Source organism: Alteromonas sp. 38 (genome assembly GCF_902506055.1).
GTDB classification, from domain to species: domain Bacteria; phylum Pseudomonadota; class Gammaproteobacteria; order Enterobacterales; family Alteromonadaceae; genus Alteromonas; species Alteromonas lipotrueae.
Genome location: NZ_LR733300.1, coordinates 1592676 through 1608602, shown reverse-complemented (window position 1 = coordinate 1608602; position 15927 = coordinate 1592676). Strand labels below are relative to the sequence as shown.

Annotated in this window: 15 protein-coding genes; 6 read left to right on the top strand and 9 right to left on the bottom strand. The window is 43.6% G+C overall.

Annotated elements, in window-relative coordinates:
* The first annotated feature begins 280 nt into the window (after positions 1-280).
* Genes FLAVO9R_RS06900 through FLAVO9R_RS06890 form a run of 3 tightly spaced genes read left to right on the top strand, consistent with a single transcriptional unit; the run spans position 281 to position 3891 of the window.
* Entirely contained in the window at positions 281-1339 is a 1059-nt protein-coding gene (locus FLAVO9R_RS06900; RefSeq protein WP_159529944.1) for a hypothetical protein, read from the top strand.
* 9 nt (positions 1340-1348) lie between these two features.
* Positions 1349-1834, top strand: coding sequence for a YfiR family protein (locus FLAVO9R_RS06895; RefSeq protein ID WP_159529942.1), 486 nt, complete (start codon positions 1349-1351; stop codon positions 1832-1834).
* Entirely contained in the window at positions 1831-3891 is a 2061-nt protein-coding gene (locus tag FLAVO9R_RS06890) for a bifunctional diguanylate cyclase/phosphodiesterase (RefSeq protein WP_159529940.1), read from the top strand. The genes FLAVO9R_RS06895 and FLAVO9R_RS06890 overlap by 4 nt, the downstream gene beginning before the upstream one ends.
* Here the strand turns inward: FLAVO9R_RS06890 and FLAVO9R_RS06885 are convergent.
* Both FLAVO9R_RS06885 and FLAVO9R_RS06880 read right to left on the bottom strand, forming a co-directional pair.
* Positions 3888-4697: a DUF3307 domain-containing protein gene (locus FLAVO9R_RS06885; RefSeq protein ID WP_159529938.1), complete on the bottom strand. Its 810-nt coding sequence runs from the start codon at positions 4695-4697 to the stop codon at positions 3888-3890. The genes FLAVO9R_RS06890 and FLAVO9R_RS06885 overlap by 4 nt on opposite strands.
* A 2-nt stretch (positions 4698-4699) precedes the next feature.
* Positions 4700-5338 (bottom strand): hypothetical protein, encoded by a 639-nt coding sequence (locus tag FLAVO9R_RS06880; RefSeq protein WP_159529937.1) that lies wholly within the window; start codon positions 5336-5338, stop codon positions 4700-4702.
* A 408-nt stretch (positions 5339-5746) separates the two neighbouring features.
* Here FLAVO9R_RS06880 and FLAVO9R_RS06875 point away from each other — a divergent pair, with 408 nt between their 5' ends.
* The gene (locus FLAVO9R_RS06875) at positions 5747-6283 is read left to right on the top strand and encodes a TetR/AcrR family transcriptional regulator (protein WP_159529935.1); all 537 of its coding nucleotides are present in this window, start codon (positions 5747-5749) and stop codon (positions 6281-6283) included.
* Positions 6284-6295: 12 nt separating this feature from the next.
* A complete protein-coding gene (locus FLAVO9R_RS06870; RefSeq protein WP_159529933.1) occupies positions 6296-7339 on the top strand; it encodes an alcohol dehydrogenase family protein in 1044 nt (347 codons plus the stop codon).
* Here FLAVO9R_RS06870 and FLAVO9R_RS06865 read toward each other — a convergent pair.
* Entirely contained in the window at positions 7336-8826 is a 1491-nt protein-coding gene (locus FLAVO9R_RS06865) for a sensor domain-containing diguanylate cyclase (protein WP_159529931.1), read from the bottom strand. The two genes, FLAVO9R_RS06870 and FLAVO9R_RS06865, sit on opposite strands and share 4 nt — an antisense overlap.
* A gap of 198 nt (positions 8827-9024) precedes the next feature.
* Here FLAVO9R_RS06865 and FLAVO9R_RS06860 point away from each other — a divergent pair, with 198 nt between their 5' ends.
* Positions 9025-9603, top strand: a complete 579-nt coding sequence (locus tag FLAVO9R_RS06860) for an exopolysaccharide biosynthesis protein (RefSeq protein ID WP_159529929.1) — start codon at positions 9025-9027, stop codon at positions 9601-9603.
* Positions 9604-9621: 18 nt separating this feature from the next.
* Here the strand turns inward: FLAVO9R_RS06860 and FLAVO9R_RS06855 are convergent, their stop codons facing one another.
* From FLAVO9R_RS06855 to FLAVO9R_RS06830, 6 genes are read right to left on the bottom strand one after another with little or no spacing between them, the layout of a single operon-like run.
* The gene (locus FLAVO9R_RS06855) at positions 9622-10410 is read right to left on the bottom strand and encodes a sterol desaturase family protein (RefSeq protein ID WP_159529927.1); all 789 of its coding nucleotides are present in this window, start codon (positions 10408-10410) and stop codon (positions 9622-9624) included.
* On the bottom strand, positions 10410-11069 hold the full coding sequence (locus tag FLAVO9R_RS06850) for a CDP-alcohol phosphatidyltransferase family protein (protein ID WP_159529925.1): 660 nt from the start codon (positions 11067-11069) through the stop codon (positions 10410-10412). Before FLAVO9R_RS06850 ends, FLAVO9R_RS06855 begins: the two co-directional genes overlap by 1 nt.
* Complete coding sequence (locus FLAVO9R_RS06845) at positions 11063-11740, bottom strand: ATP-binding cassette domain-containing protein (RefSeq protein WP_159529923.1); 678 nt, start codon at positions 11738-11740, stop codon at positions 11063-11065. Before FLAVO9R_RS06845 ends, FLAVO9R_RS06850 begins: the two co-directional genes overlap by 7 nt.
* Positions 11737-13590, bottom strand: a complete 1854-nt coding sequence (locus tag FLAVO9R_RS06840) for an ABC transporter permease (RefSeq protein WP_232370599.1) — start codon at positions 13588-13590, stop codon at positions 11737-11739. Before FLAVO9R_RS06840 ends, FLAVO9R_RS06845 begins: the two co-directional genes overlap by 4 nt.
* Positions 13590-15050 carry an ABC transporter substrate-binding protein gene (locus FLAVO9R_RS06835; RefSeq protein WP_232370598.1) on the bottom strand — a complete coding sequence of 487 codons (1461 nt, stop codon included), beginning with the start codon at positions 15048-15050 and terminating at the stop codon, positions 13590-13592. The genes FLAVO9R_RS06840 and FLAVO9R_RS06835 overlap by 1 nt, the downstream gene beginning before the upstream one ends.
* The gene (locus FLAVO9R_RS06830) at positions 15037-15915 is read right to left on the bottom strand and encodes a DUF547 domain-containing protein (protein WP_159529921.1); all 879 of its coding nucleotides are present in this window, start codon (positions 15913-15915) and stop codon (positions 15037-15039) included. Before FLAVO9R_RS06830 ends, FLAVO9R_RS06835 begins: the two co-directional genes overlap by 14 nt.
* Between the last annotated feature and the right edge of the window lie 12 nt (positions 15916-15927).

Here is a 15927-nt window from a genome sequence, read left to right as displayed (position 1 = left end):
TCACTTGTTCTAGTTTTTAGTTAGCCCGTACCGTAAAAGGCCGTGACTTGTGAGCTGTTGGTTGGCTTCTGCATTAAATTGAAACGCGTTCTTAATAGGCTATTAATAGGTGGAAAATTTTTCATTTGTTTATTAACTTATTCCTTCCTAATCAATTAGTTGAATAGCTCCCATATTTGGTTGACGAGTATATTAGAAGTTTGTAATAGTGTAGCATTACCTTATACTTTGCATTCTTCTTTGTGTTTACTTTTCCCTTGGCCAATCTCGGAGCACATCAATGAGAACATTTCTGAGAATAGCCAGTTTTGGCTTAGTTTCTTTTACCTCTAATGCATTAGCCCAAAGTACACCTTCAGAATTCGCTGAATTAAGCTTTCAAGCGTTGCTTGATATTGATATAAACGAAAACGATACTCAGCAATTTTCAGCGAATAAGTGGAGCTTCTCTGTACAACTAAAAGCCGCAGAATTTGATGGCTATAAAATCGATGATAGCGATATAAGTCTCGATGATGTGTTGTTCTCGCCTGGTGAAGAACCACGAACTACAAACAACTTTCCTGTTGTACCGACAATTATCGACCAGTACGCTAAAATTGTTCAACTAGGTTACCAAGTAAATGAAGGTCTAAAACTCGGAATTCAAGTTCCTTTCATTCACCAAGAAACTGACCATATCAGTGTAGTACCAGGTTACGAACATTTTGTTATTTCATCTTCAGGCATGGGCGATATTGCGCTTTCAGCAAGTTATGCGTTAGAAGACAATAGTGATTTTAGTTGGTGGGTAACAGCGGGAATTAGTTTGCCAACCGGATCCATCGATGAGCAAGGCGATACGCCTAGAGATGCAGGTAATCAACAACTTCCCTACACAATGCAGCTAGGCTCGGGAACCTACGACTTCCCTGTTGAAGTGAGTTATCAAAATAAGGGCGAGCACGCATTTACTATCACCCTATCAGCCATGCTCCGCACGGGTACCAACGATAGGAACTATCGCCTAGGAAACAACTATAAACTTAGTGGAAAATATAACTTCCCACTTTCCCAGAGCACAGCATTGTTCACTGGAGTCGCCTTTGGCTACTCAGAATCTATCCACGGGCAAGACGATGAAATCACGATAGGTGGTAACAACCCCTACCCTGCAAGTATTACTAATCCTGATCTGTATGGCGGAGAAAAAGTAAGTGTGTTCGGGGGGATTTCATTTGTTCCCATCGACTGGTTAAAAGTGGTTGCCGATGTCAGTAAGCCTGTATATCAAAATCTAAATGGCCCTCAACCCCAAGAGTTGTGGCGAGCTGGCCTTCAACTTTCTGTGTTGTATTAAGCGTTGTATATGCGTTCATTACTGATTGTTGTCGTTCTGACCTTAGGTGTCAGTCACTCAGCATTTGCTGACCTAAAAAAGGTCGACAAGCTTAAAGCGGCTTACATGTTTAACTTCACAAAATTTATGACATGGAGCAGTATTAACACTGACTCGGTCAATTTTTGCGTGCAGAATGATGAGGCGTTTCAGCAATTTTTAACCCAGTTAGTTGAAAGCAGGCCTAGTAGCAGTGTTACACCCATTCGCATCGTTGTGTTAGATGGTAAACAGAGCTGCACCTTTGCATTCCTAACCAAAAATGATGACAGCCTGTTAAACCTTACCACTTCAACCATCATTATAAGTGATTTACCTAACCTTATTGACCGCCCATCGGTATTTACGTTTTATGAGGAAAACAACCGGTTAAGGTTTGAAATTGATTTAGCAGAGGCTGAGCGTCTTAATTTATCGATTAGCTCCGAATTGTTGAAGGTAGCGAAAATAAAATGATATTTCGTTCTACGTCGTTTTTCACAAAACAATTGTTTGCCATCCTCTCGGTTAACTTCCTATCGCTATGCCTAGTAGCGGGTTTACTGTATTCCAATTTTGTGGATGATTACAAAACTAACTTAGTGAACGTGCTTAGCAGCCAGTCTAAATTGTTGGCTTCGGCCAGCCGTTCATCGGTACTTTTCAATGACGCTCAACCTACCCAAGATTTACTGTTTGCAGCATCGCAGTTGCAAGCTACGTTAACCGCCAAGGTTTACGATGCTGAATTTAACCTGTTCGCCGAATATGCCAGAGAAGGCGTCTTCGACTTAATCTCCCCCCAGCAGCTACCTTTAGGGGCCACCTTTAAAGACGATGCGCTTTACTTTTTAGAACCTATCATTTTCGATAAAGAAATTATTGGCTACCTTTTGTTATCGGCCAGTACGCACTCTCTTGATACACAACAGCATCAAGCAATGCTGGTAGTATTAAGCGTATTGTTGCTAAGCATGCTGCTCTCTTACTTGCTAAATTTTCGTTTACAGAAACTCTTTACCAGCCCCATCGACAAACTGATCGCGCTTATTAGAAAAGTCGCAACATCTCGTGAATATCACACTCGCCTGCCAGCAGTACGCAATGATGAATTAGGCGAATTATTTTCTGGCGTTAACGATATTTTAGCAACCGTTGAAAATCACCAAGAGCAGCTAAAGGCTCATAATACTGAGCTTGAGAGTTTAGTAGAGCTTCGAACTCGCCAACTTTACCAACGTGCCAATTATGATGCGTTAACGCACTTACCGAATCGCCACCTATTTTTGGATCAATTGGAACTTGCGGTAAACAAAGCTAATAAATATGGCAGCCCACTGGCCGTCATGTTTCTAGATTTAGATCGCTTTAAACTTATCAACGACAGTTTAGGGCATGATATTGGCGATAAGGTACTTATTGAAGTTTCGAAAAAGCTGACTGAAATTGTGAAACGACAAGACAGTGTATCTAGGTGGGGTGGCGATGAATTTGTTGTTATGGTTGAAGAAACTCACTCTAAAGATGATTTAGCGTACCTTGCGAATGAAATTATCGCGAGCTTGAGTGAACCGATGCTATTGGAAGGTCATCAACTTCACATTTCTACCAGTATTGGTATCGCAATATATGAAACTCAGAATGAAAACGGCATATCCCTCTTAAAGCATGCCGATACCAGTATGTATCATGCGAAAGAGAATGGACCAGGCCAGTTCTGCTTCTTCGATAACGGCATGTTAGAGAATTCATTAAATCGACTGTCTGTGGAAGGGCAACTTCGACAAGCGCTAAAACTTGAAGATGCTTTTCATATGGTTTATCAGCCCCAAATTTGTGCCCATTCTGGTCATGTTCAAGGCATGGAAGCGTTAATACGTTGGCAAGATGATGAAGGTAACTATATTCCTCCTTCACACTTCATACCTATTGCTGAAGAAGCAGGTCTTATCAATATGCTGAGCATATGGATTTTAAATCGTGTGAGCGCTCAAATGAATCAATGGCGTGCACAAGGGATTCCTATAGTGCCTATTGCGATTAACTTGCCAGCTTGTTTTATTACCCAATTAGATTGTGCCGAGCAAATTGCCGAGATTATGTCGTGTAACCAGATTCCGCCTGAATTCATTGAAATTGAACTGACTGAAAATACGTTTATAAGCTCTACCGAATTTGCATTAACATCACTGAAGAAACTAAAAAAATTGGGCTTTAAAGTATCCATTGATGACTTTGGTACCGGCTATTCCTGCTTAAGCTATATTTCTACGTTACCCATTGATAAATTGAAAATTGATGGCAGCTTCGTTAAAAAACTAGGCAAGTCAAAATCTAACGATGGTATTGTAAGCGCTATTGTTATGCTGGCCAAAGGACTTAACCTAGCCACGGTGGGTGAATGCGTAGAAACAGAAAACCAGCTTGTACGCCTGCGTGAAATGGGCTGCGACGTGATTCAAGGCTACTATTACCATCCTCCCTTACAGGTGGGTGCAGCTGCAACATTGATGCTAGAAACTATCGAGAACTAAATTTTTCCAACAAACCACCTAGCGGTAAGCCCGACCGCTAGCGTAATGACTACACTCGTTAATGTGCCCAGTAATACATATTCCGTTAGTTTCTTGTCTTCGCTTTTTGTCAAATCACCAAACCGAAAGATTGATTTAGCAGCAAGTAGAAAACCTATTGCAGCAAATTGATTGAGCAGTACAAAGGTAAGAATAAGCAAGCGCTCTAAATAGCCAATTCGCTGCCCTGCCATGGCGAGCGTATTTTGTATAGGAAGCTGAACCAGTGGGCTAGTTGTTTTAGGTTTGGCATGCTCATCAAGCTCTTTGCTCCATGGCGACAGAAGTTGTTTTATGAAAATGGACGTTGGTTTTAAAATAATTAAGTACGCCAAGAGTAAGGCCAGATGCTGGTGATTAACCAGTAAGAGTTGCTTAAACAATGCCCCGACCTGATTAGTAAGCATCGCCCATAAAATAACAATTACACCTATGTGCGCGGCTTGATCGACTGCAAACGCTAGTGTTGTGCTTCCCGCGTAAGACTTTATTGCATCAATAACAAAATGGCTTATTAATACCCCACCAGCTACCATCAATAATGCTGCAATATCGATATCCGCCATGCCCGCCTCTTTTGTCGTAAATACCGACACGGCGAACAACGTAATAAGTGCTAGCACACCATGCATTAGAGCATGAAGGTATAACGCAGGCGATTGCAGATGTTTAGTGTTTCGGCTTTCCACCCAGCGAGTTGGCTGAAAATAGAAGTCTCCCAGTAAATGGGCAACCAATAGCCCTATTACCATGCTAAGTTGCTCCATGCTTACTGCTCCGTTTTCACTTCTGTTGCCATGTAATGCAAATAATCACTAACTAGGTGATATTGACTCGCGATTAAAATACGGGTGATGTTGCTACGGGTTTTCCCCAGCGTATTCGCTATACTTTCGTGACCTTTATCTTTTGCTTTAATATAGGCAAGTAACGTTTCTGACTGTGTTTGCGTTAAGGAAGTCATATGACTATCGACAAATGCAGTCAATAGACTTGCGTGTTTATTAAACGCTTCATTGTCGCTTGAAAAAGCGAGGAATTGGGACTTCATACTATCCAGCGTCCTACCCGAGCGTACGAAGGCGTCACCATTTCCAGTTTTCACTTTTCCATCAGTAAAACTTACTCCACCAATCCCTACGCTAATACGCACATCTGTAGTCGGCGTGCAGGCTTTTAATGCTAACCTGATGCAAATGGCGACAAGCATGGCACTTTCAGGCTCAGGTATGACAACTTGAAAAGCATCACCACGAAATACGTCGTACTGCCCGTTGAATAATGCAGATTGCGCTTTAAGTTCGTTGGTTAGCACCTGTAACACATGTGCTAAATCAGTATCGCTTAACTGCTGTGAGTTTGCGATATCACCGGTTATCACCGCCTGCCGCTTTTTTGTATTATCCATACCTTCCCTTTTCGGTGACAGCTCGCTTTAGTTCATCATTAGCCAGTTTGCCCTCGTGTTCACGAACTTGCATCATAGACACGACTCAGATTGCCTGTGTTTTTATACAAGTGCAATATTACACGGCAGTTAGTTTGCTTAGTTATAAAGTTACTATAAATAATCACATTTAACAAAGTTACCATAAACAATCACTTATCGAAAGGTTACTCTAAACGGTAACAGAAACAGAATAACGACACGAATCAGCGCAAATTACTCACTCAAAAAAGGCCGTGTACGAAGGGATATTCCCCAATCTTATACTGCGACTTGCAAAGGTAGAATGATTGCTCTACCCTCACCTCATTAAAGTAGAGCAAATATTCTACCCGTCTCGTAGAAGTTGGCCAGAGATTGGAGATCAAAATGACACCCGATGAGCGAAAAAATGACATTGCCGCACGGTTAGAAAACGCATTTAGCGTTAATGGCTTCACCCAGCCTAATGTCGCCTCGTTAAAAGAACAAACAGGCACTACGCTAAAAACCTTATACAAATATTTTCCTTCTAAGGAAGAGATGATCATTGGGGCGCTCACCCATCGCCACCAGCGGTATTTATCATTTCTAGCAACAGACTGCCCGAACGATATGAAAGCCGCAGTACAGCATGTTTTTTCACGTTTGGCGTTATGGCTACAGCAATACGCCCCTAACGGATGCATGTCACTACAAGCCTTATCTAGCTACCCAAACTACACACAGATAACCACAGCCGTAAATACTCATAAAGCCGACGTACGCCAATGGCTTTACGACTTAACCCAAAGCGAATCACTGTCTCGTTCACTTTTCATTATGCATGAAGGTATGTCGGCTGCGTGGCCAACCATGGGCGAAGAAGCGTTAACCACAACGCAAGCTATGTTAGATCAAACACTTGTAGAACACGGTTTATCTTAAAGGAGACAATTTATGTCACAACTTCCCTCACACATGAAAGGGGTCGTACTTACACGCCATGGCGATCTTGATGCGCTTAGTCTTCGTCACGATCTCTCCCTGCCTATTCCAGCTACCACCGACGTTGTGATTAAAGTGGCCGCCGCGGGTGTCAATAACACAGACATAAATACCCGCAAGGGATGGTACACAAAGGACGATGGCACTGACGTGGAATCGTGGAATGGTGAACCGTTCGCACTTCCTCGAATACAGGGCGCAGATGTATGCGGCTATATTGTGGCTGTAGGCAGTGAAGTAGACACTGCACGCATTGGTGAGCGGGTAATGATTGAACCCTGCTTAACCGAAGCGGATGGTGCTAAATTACCTTCACCTTGGTATTTTGGATCTGAATGCGACGGTGGTTTTGCACAGTACACAAAAGTTGCTGCAAAACATGCGTATACCGTAAATACAACCATGTCAGATGCCGAACTTGCTTCCTTTCCATGTTCATATTCTACCGCTGAAAACATGCTGCACCGCGCTAAAGTAGCGGCGGGAGACAGGGTGCTTGTTACTGGCGCTTCTGGTGGCGTTGGCTCTGCTGCAGTGCAATTAGCAAAAGCACGAGGCGCTTTTGTAGTGGCTATCACCAGTGAATCAAAACAAGAAGCATTGAAAGCACTGGGGGCAGACGACACCCTAACCCGCGACTGTAATTGGTTAACGTATACGAAAGATAAGTCGTTTGATGTTGTTATCGATTTGGTGGCAGGACCAAGATGGCCTGAGCTACTTGATATGATGCGCCCCTTTGGTCGCTACGCAGTATCGGGTGCTATTGGTGGGCATAGCGTAACCTTAGATGTTAGAACCTTGTACTTAAAAGATTTACAATTACTGGGCTGTACTGTGATTTGTGAAGAGGTATTTGGCAACGTAGTGAAACGCATTGAAGCAGGCGATATTGGCCCACTTGTCTCTAAAACTTACCCCATTGAAGATATAAAACAAGCGCAAACAGACTTCGAACAAAAAGCGCATATTGGAAAACTGGTGCTTACGTTTTAACGCAGCGCTGTTTCACGGTTTTCCCATACATCGACGCGATTACGCCCTAGCGATTTAGCCAAATAAAGTGCAGCATCGGCACGCTGAATTAATTCATTAGGGCTCACTGGATGAGTAAATGCCATTGTGGAAGCGCCTAAGCTTATCGTCAGCCTGCTGTTGTAGCTTGACTGTTTGAACACAATGGCCGCTTGCTCAATATTGCTTCGAATACGCTCTGCTACTTTGAGTGCGGAATTCATGTCAGTAAATGGCATGATGACAGCAAACTCTTCTCCACCATACCTTGCCACTACATCGTCATTACCAACACAGGTTTCCTTCAGTATTTCTGCAACCTTTATTAACACACGATCACCCGCCACATGCCCATAACAATCGTTGTAAATTTTAAAGTGATCGACATCAATTAATAATAAGCTTAGTGGCATTTTACACTGAACGCTTCTTTGTATATCGCTTTGCAATGTATCGTCAAACAGCCTTCTGTTCGCTATACCGGTTAAGCCATCGATATTGGCAAGCTTTGCCAACTTGAGGTTGGCTTCTATAAGTTGTTGTTTTGCCTCATACAGAGCCCGTTCGTTATGCGCGTTTTGTAATGTGTTAGCCAACATCTGCGCGATACGCTCTAAGTACTTAATATCATAATCACGCCACGTATAAGGGCTACCCGTGATATCACAGCCAATGAAACCGAAAATGCCCTCATCCAATTCAATCGCGGCACAAAGAATTGAACAAATGTGCTCTCGCTCAAACTCCTCTTTTTCCCCCGCGGCTTCTCTTGGTAAATAGGCCACATTATTCACTTTAAAAAGGCCATCTTGCTTAATCTTTCTATCAAGGTAAGGCATGGTTTCCATCGGTAACGCTTGAAGATCATTTTTATAAGGCGTTACCCCTGCAGCTACCCATTCGTGGGTGTTACAGGCGAATTTTTTGTCGTCATAAAATTCGAATAAATAGCAGCGGTCAAGATCGCAGAATTCACCGAACGCGCCTAAAATATTCTCTATAAGACTATCTACTTTGTCACTGGTAGTATTTATAAGCTGCGAAGATAGAGTTGAAAGTAGCCCATTAAACGTAATGTGTTTGCCCACGGGTGAAGATTCTTCCGGCGCGATAAACAAATTATTTTGAACCGCCTTTGCGTTGATAACCACTAAGCTAACGCCGCCGACCGTGATAACCGCACTTTCTATAAAAAACTGAATCCCCCTTTCATAAGATTGAATGCGTACCCATTGGCAAAGGTGCAAGGTTTCCTCTGCTATAGCGAATGGATGATAGCTACCAGAAAGCTCATCTTTAGTAATAGGATCGAAAAAACGCAGGCTGTCTAAGAACGCATCAGATACCACTGCCTCACCAAACTGACGCGCAAATGCAATGCTTACGTCAAACGCTGTATCACCAAGACGTTTGAACAACAAACACGTAGGGAGTTGACGTAACAATGCAATGCCTTCATTTGGCTTCACATATCCCCCTTATGGGAAGTTAAACAATTAGCTTTTACTTTAGTACATATTGGTAAAACACGCTCCTTAGCCAATAGTCCAGAATGTAACAATTTTTGCAGTAAACCATTGCAAGAAACTTACGTAATAAATTACAGCAACTATGTTTCACCATAGTGTCATTCTTTAGGATGCGAGATAACTTACGAATGGGTCAACATGAATGAATCAATAAGTGGGCTTTTGGACAAGCTAGTTGATGAAGACGAAGGAAAAAAGCAAAGCGCAGGAGATATTATTGCTCGCTTCGAAGACAGAGGCTTTGGTCCACTACTACTCATACCTTCACTAATTGCACTACTGCCTACTGGCGCCATTCCCGGCGTGCCTTCCTTATGTGGTATCACCCTCTTTCTAATCTGTATACAAGTTGCTTTAGGCAGAAGTGCGCCTTGGTTACCAAATAAAATTACTAAACAAGAAATTAAACAAGACAAGTTAGAAAACGCGGTAGACAGAGCCAAACCTTACGTTAAAAAAACCGAGAGGCTGTTAAAACCACGTTTAACAGTACTATCAAAAACGCCATGGAAAAATATAGTTGCAGGTTATTGTGCTATAGCATCATTGTGTATGATCCCTCTTGAGGTTGTTCCTTTCGCCGTAGCACTCCCTGCTTTTGCGCTAACATTAACCGCTATAGGCATGACCAACCGAGACGGTGTGTTTATTGGCCTAGGGATGATAATTCAGCTGGGGACTGTGTATTTAGCTCTGAAGGTTTCTGGCTTATTGTAGAGAGTAATCACGTAAAACTTAGCGATTAAATGGTATTTTCAGCAATGCTATTATGCCTGCATTATCGTTTGTTGCTGGGTATTCTTTTTGGCCAATAGCAATATCTTCATCGCGCATGGTTGCGCGGCTTTTGAAGCTGCCAAAGAGTTTGTCCCACCAAGAGACGCTGAAACCAAAATTAGTATTAGACTCTGCTTTTGTCTGGCTGTGGTGGATGCGGTGCAGCCGTTGGGTAATGATAACCATCCCAATTCTGTCATCCCATTTTTGAGGCAGTCGGATATTCGCATGGTTAAACAAGGCAAATCCGTTCAAACCAACTTCGAAAATAACTATCGCAATAGCAGGCACACCGAACGCAATAACCACCGCCGCTTTAATGAACAAGCTTAATACAATTTCGATAGGATGGAAGCGAAGCCCTGTGGTGGTATCTACATGACTGTCTGCGTGGTGCATCTTATGAATACGCCACAGCAGAGGAATTTTATGAAATAGTCTGTGCTGCCAATAAATCACCACATCAAGCAGCAATACACTAAGCGCAACCACAACCCAATGGCTCAAACTTACGCGGTTAAATAACCCCACATTAGTACTATCCGCCCATAGAGCCACACCCACTAAACTGGCGGGCATCACCACTTTTGAGCACAGCGCGCCTAATACCACCATACTCAGGTTGCCTTTCCACCTGCTGGCTCGCCCCAATACCGATTGCCTAGCAGGCAGCCATGCTTCTAGCAAAGCCATTATCACGAAAATGCCTAAAAATAGACAGACTCGTACAAGTGCAGTGTTATCCACTATTGCTTCTCTTTCTCTTTATTAGTGCAGTAATCATCAATACCTTCTACAGCTTTAAGGGTAGTAAAACCACTGTAAACTCGGGTGATGATGGTAATGCCACACGCTACCGCAAAAACATAAGCCAACACCGGAAAATACGCTGGCCATATACAGAATGCTAAAAATAAGAGTATGGTTTCGGTACCCTCGGTAAGCCCCTGCATATAGTAAAAGCTCTTATTCTTAAACTGTGGTTTTTCGATATTAAATTTTTCTGCGGCTACGGCGAAGGCCAAAAAGCTACTGCCCGTGCCTACAAACGCGGCCATTAGCACTAGCGCAGGTACACCCCATTCGGCAGGGTTTGCTACACCAAACGCTAACGGCACGGCAGCGTAGAATAAAAAGTCTAAACAAATATCTAAAAAGCCACCTGCACTACTGCTACTTTGCTGAAAGCGAGCAAGTTCGCCGTCAATACCATCGGATACTCTATTTGCAACAATACATATGAACGCCATTGCCCACCACCCATTGATAATGGCAGGAACCGACAGCATACCAATAACAAAACCAGCCAAGGTAATTTGATTTGGGGTAACGCAGGCTTTGCTCAGCGCCAAAATCATGGGTCTTAACAGCGGCTTTATAAAAGGCGTAACTTTCGCATCTAACATGTTTCTATCTCAATTAAGCGCCCTTGGGCAGCTTCTACATCTTCACTATCGTGCGTGACTAATAAGGTGGGTAGACCACGGGCTTTAAGCTGACTAAATACCCAAGTTCGCATTTGAGTTTTGGTTGCAGCATCTAATTTACTAAACGGCTCATCGAGTAACACCACATTAGGTGCGGCAGCCAACGTTCGCAACAAGGCGATACGCGCCTGTTGTCCGCCCGATAAGGTCTGTACGGGTCGATGCTGTAAACTTTCAAGCCCCACTTCGGCTAACATCTCAGTCACCCGTTGATCACGCTGCGCTCTTGATAACGTTTTTTTACTAGGCGCATTATGAATCGAAGCTTTATCAAGCATATTGCTAGGCAATGCAAACGCAATATTTTGCCCAACTGTCATATGTTCAAAAAGCAAAGGGTCTTGATATAGCACGCCTACCCCACGATTATGAGCTGGCATGCCGTTAATGCACTTATCATTAATGTATATACTACCCTTCATGGAAAAAGGCGCAGTTAATTGCCCAGCAATTGCGTTAAGTAAGGTCGATTTGCCAGAGCCGCTTGGCCCCATGATAGAAAGCACTTCGCCTGGGTTAATCTCTTCATCGAGTGAAAACAAGGTATCTGTGTATCGAAACAAACTCACCTTATCTAATTTCAAGGTCATAATTTCGATTTCCGTGTTTGTAGAAGCGAATAGCGCCCCATCGGGTTAAAACAAACTGTGGGCAACCACCAGGCCAATACAAAGCCCAATAAGGGCATAAGCGTTTGTACTATCACATACACTGCAGTCAACCGAGCACTGCTACCCGATGCCGCGGCCACCGCTTCTGTGGTAACAGTAGCAATACGCCCACCGGTACTTAGCAAGGTAGGCAAATACTGGCTGAAACTAATAGCCAGCCCTAATGCAAAAGCCACCAGTATAGGGGCAAGCAATAACGGTAGCTTTATGTTCACAAATACCTGCCATGGTGTTTTTCCCATGCCATAAGCTACCTGCGCATACCTAGGGTCAAACTTACGATAAGCCACCGCCAACGAAATAAACACATAAGGCAATACATAAACAAGATGGCTAATAAATAAATGAAACCACACGGCCTCGTTAAAATAGGCTAATTGAAACCATACTAAGCCATATAAGAAGGCCACGCCTGGCACTAGCAGTGGTAAAAACAAAGTAAGTGACAGCAACGCCCCTGACCATCCGTTAAAGTAAGACGTAGGTTTGCTATTATGGTCTCCATGCCCGCTAACCGTTTCTGCTTCTAGCGCCATGATAGCGACTATCACCGAAAAGCCGCTCACTAACGTGGCTAGCAACAGGGTATTATTGAAAGGCTCAGCCAGTGCCCAAAGCGTGGTTTTCCAATGCAATAAGGTTAACCCTGCTGGTAAAAAAGCAGGAAACTGCCAAAAAGAGGCAAAAGACCAAAGTACGGTACTGACGATTATCGAGAGTACTATCACGGCGTAAACTGCAACTATGGCGTACGCCAGTAACGAGGAAAACACTTGACCTGTGTGCCTAAAGCCATTTGAGTAGAAATGCCCTTGAGCATACTTTGCTACGTGTTCACCCACAACCCATACACACAGTGCTACTAGCGTTACTGCTACTTGTAACAGTGCAGCTGCCGATGCCTGAAAGCGCATCGATAAATCAACATGGTTGAACCATTGCACCACTGCCACTGCTAGCGTGGGCGGGTTATTTGGGCCTAGTAGCAAGGGTATCTCCACATTCGCCGTGGCATAGGCTAACACAGCCAATATGGGTAAACGCGCTTGAGGATAAACGGTGGGGAAAATGACTTTAAAGAATACGGTTACCGGCGAGTAACCTAGCGCCGTCGCGCTTTTAAAATAGCCATCGAACTTACGTTTAACATGTGGCTGCGACATCACAGTTATCGCCATTAAAAATACGAAAGGTAATTCTTTAAGGGCCAGCGCAATAATAATAGAGATGCCGTAACTGTCGTACGGAAATGCCCACATCGGCGGTAATAGCGTACTAGCGCCACCTACACTAGCTGCTTCATCGGTTCCTATACTACTTAGTATGTTACTAAAATTTGCCGCGATGCTCGAAAAGAAGCCAGAGGGTGAAAGCACGAATAATAACGCAATGGCAGCTGCAGCATGTGGCAAGACTAATAACGGGCTAAGCCAAGTTTGCAGTTTATTGAGATAGGCTGAGCGGTAAAATACCGCCAACAGTAAAAAGGCACTAGCAACTGAAATTACGGTGGCTGACAAGCCTGTGATAAATGACAACAGCACCATTTTACCCATGCCATCTATCGCCAATAACTGTGCAAAAACAGTGAAGGTAAAATCATGCGCATCCAGTGCGGGAAAGTAACCAAAAGCAGGTAACATCACACCAACAAGCCCTGCTAATACCGGCAGGCTTAACAGCAAAACAAGTAGCACCCGTACGCTCAGCGTTATGCGTTGAAAAAGTGTCATGCTGCGAAGCAATGTGAATCGTGAGAACACCGACATTAGAACCGCTCACCGTAACGGTCAAACCATGCTTGTCGTATGGCATCTGTCCAACTGCTATGAGGCTCAGCGAAAAGTGGCACTGCCTCTTCTTTGTTTATTGCAGAAACGTGGTGCGAAACAGGTTTAAACATCGCTTTGTCGTTAGCAGCAAGCATAGAAAAGTCGAGTACTGAGTCGTCACCCCACACTGCCAATTGTTGTTTTTTCGCTTGGGCTTGGGGAGATAATAAAAAATTCACCACCTGCTTAGCAGCTTCAACATTTTCGGTGTTGTAAGTAATGCCTATGAAATGCACGTTCGCCAGGCTGCCGTCTTCCATCGCATAGGTACGAATGCTGCTAGGTAAGTCAAAACGATTTACTGCACTGGGTATTTCTGCGGCGGTAAAAGAAAAGGCCAAAAGTAATTCGCTGGTTCCCATTAAACGTTGTAGTTGTGAAGCCTGGCGCAGCATATAATCCCCTTGTTTATACATCAGAGGATGCAACGCATCTAGGTATTCAAAAAGCGCGGGGGTGATTTTCGCCAATGCAGTGTCAGTTACCGGCTGATACAGCAAGCCCTGTTGATCTTCATTTAACGCAATAGCCGCATACTTTAAAAAGCTTATACCTAAATAATCGTTGGGTATTGGGTAGGTGAATCGACCCGGGTATTGCTTGGCAAAGGCAAGTAACTCATGAATATTCAGCGGAGGCTTTTCTACAAATCGGTGATTATAATAAAACACCATAGACGCCTTGCCCCACGGTGCTTCTTGCCCGTCGGTAGCAATACCAAAATCGGTGATCATTGCAGGGTTTCGAGACGGATTAGTGAGTGCAAAATTAGGAATACTATTTGCCCAGTCTTTCAATAATAAATTATGGCGTTTCATGGCGGCAAAATTTTCGCCATTAATCCAAATTAAGTTAACGCTACCTTGGGTATGATTACCGGCGGCTTTTTCGGCAAGTACACGAGACACCGCATCGCTGGTGTCGGCTAGTTTCACGTGGTTTAAGGTTATATTATATTGCTTGCTTACTTGCTGGCTTACCCACTGAATATACCCGTTCACTTGAGCACTACCGCCCCACGCATGGAACTGCACCGTCGGCGCATCGCCTAAAATCTGATTTGAAGCTGGTGATTGATTTTGAGGCTGATCTTTTAATTGAGTACTTGTTTGAGCATCCGCATTTATTTGAGCCTGCGCTTGGGCGGGCTCAAGTGCGTAAGCCAACGTAATAGTAAACATTACGGTCGTTATTACGCTTAAAATGGCTTTTAAAAGGCCCGTCACCTGACCCGCAATATGAGCCACTAATCGAGCAATGACTTGAACGGCTGCTTCAACAGCTACACGAACACCTGCAGCCCCTCTTAAACTAATCCTTAGGGCATCGAACATACACAGTGGCATTAGACAAAACAAACTGCCTAATGCCACTAACGATAAATTACTCTTGGTCATTCAGCGCCCAGTTGTAATCCAAAAACTCAATGTCGCTTTTCCCTGACAGAATCGCTTTTATGTCGTTGTCATCGAGTGCCGAACCATCTTTGAATGAAAGCGCATTCTCATATTGAGCGATAAACCCCGTTAAGCTTGATGAATCACGCCACTTCATTTCAAAGTCTTCTTTGTACCAACTAAAAATTTTCGAAATGTGTAGGGTATTACCATCGTAATAATTGCGGCTATTGTCAGATAAAAAACGAACGGTTTGCTGTTCTAATTGTTCATTTAACTTATCGCCCACATAGGCTTCTTCACGTAATGCAGGGCAACCAATACTGGCGCAGTTTACTGCAAAGTGAATGCGAGGTTCGTTATACACTCCCTTTGCACGAATGAGACCGTGCTCTAAATCGTCGAGGGTACGCTTTTCACCTAACAGTGGCGCAAAAGCTTGCTTCCAAGGTGACGAAAAGAAACCGCCAATATCTCGAATAGAGGTTAAATCGGGGTAGCGGGTTAATATTAAATCGATGGTATACGCATTGTACGCATTAATTAAAAACGCTAACTGCGTGTTTTTATCCCACTGACTAAACGTATCTTTCGACACTGCCGATAAACTTTTCAGATAAGCAGAAAGCTCACTTTGCGAAGCTTTAAAACCCGCATAATCAACTTCTGTGCTCGTACCCTTAATTTCTACTCCATCACGCGTGGTCACCGGGTTAATAGGCACAACGTATTTAGCTAGCATTGCTGAAAAGGGAGTGTGTAACCCTTCTTCAGCGTGCGCCAGTGGCATAACCAGTAGCGCAGTTACGACAAGTAATTGGGTTGTTCTTTTTAAGCGGTTTAGGCCTAAAGATAGTTTCATCATAATTGCTGCCCT

Coding starts and splice junctions, on each gene's coding strand:
- FLAVO9R_RS06890 (WP_159529940.1), top strand. CDS start 1,831: ATGATATTTCGTTCTACGTCGTTTTTCACAAAACAATTGTTTGCCATC.
- FLAVO9R_RS06880 (WP_159529937.1), bottom strand. CDS start 5,338: ATGGATAATACAAAAAAGCGGCAGGCGGTGATAACCGGTGATATCGCA.
- FLAVO9R_RS06840 (WP_232370599.1), bottom strand. CDS start 13,590: ATGTCGGTGTTCTCACGATTCACATTGCTTCGCAGCATGACACTTTTT.
- FLAVO9R_RS06885 (WP_159529938.1), bottom strand. CDS start 4,697: ATGGAGCAACTTAGCATGGTAATAGGGCTATTGGTTGCCCATTTACTG.
- FLAVO9R_RS06875 (WP_159529935.1), top strand. CDS start 5,747: ATGACACCCGATGAGCGAAAAAATGACATTGCCGCACGGTTAGAAAAC.
- FLAVO9R_RS06830 (WP_159529921.1), bottom strand. CDS start 15,915: ATGATGAAACTATCTTTAGGCCTAAACCGCTTAAAAAGAACAACCCAA.
- FLAVO9R_RS06895 (WP_159529942.1), top strand. CDS start 1,349: ATGCGTTCATTACTGATTGTTGTCGTTCTGACCTTAGGTGTCAGTCAC.
- FLAVO9R_RS06845 (WP_159529923.1), bottom strand. CDS start 11,740: ATGACCTTGAAATTAGATAAGGTGAGTTTGTTTCGATACACAGATACC.
- FLAVO9R_RS06850 (WP_159529925.1), bottom strand. CDS start 11,069: ATGTTAGATGCGAAAGTTACGCCTTTTATAAAGCCGCTGTTAAGACCC.
- FLAVO9R_RS06870 (WP_159529933.1), top strand. CDS start 6,296: ATGTCACAACTTCCCTCACACATGAAAGGGGTCGTACTTACACGCCAT.
- FLAVO9R_RS06860 (WP_159529929.1), top strand. CDS start 9,025: ATGAATGAATCAATAAGTGGGCTTTTGGACAAGCTAGTTGATGAAGAC.
- FLAVO9R_RS06835 (WP_232370598.1), bottom strand. CDS start 15,050: ATGACCAAGAGTAATTTATCGTTAGTGGCATTAGGCAGTTTGTTTTGT.
- FLAVO9R_RS06900 (WP_159529944.1), top strand. CDS start 281: ATGAGAACATTTCTGAGAATAGCCAGTTTTGGCTTAGTTTCTTTTACC.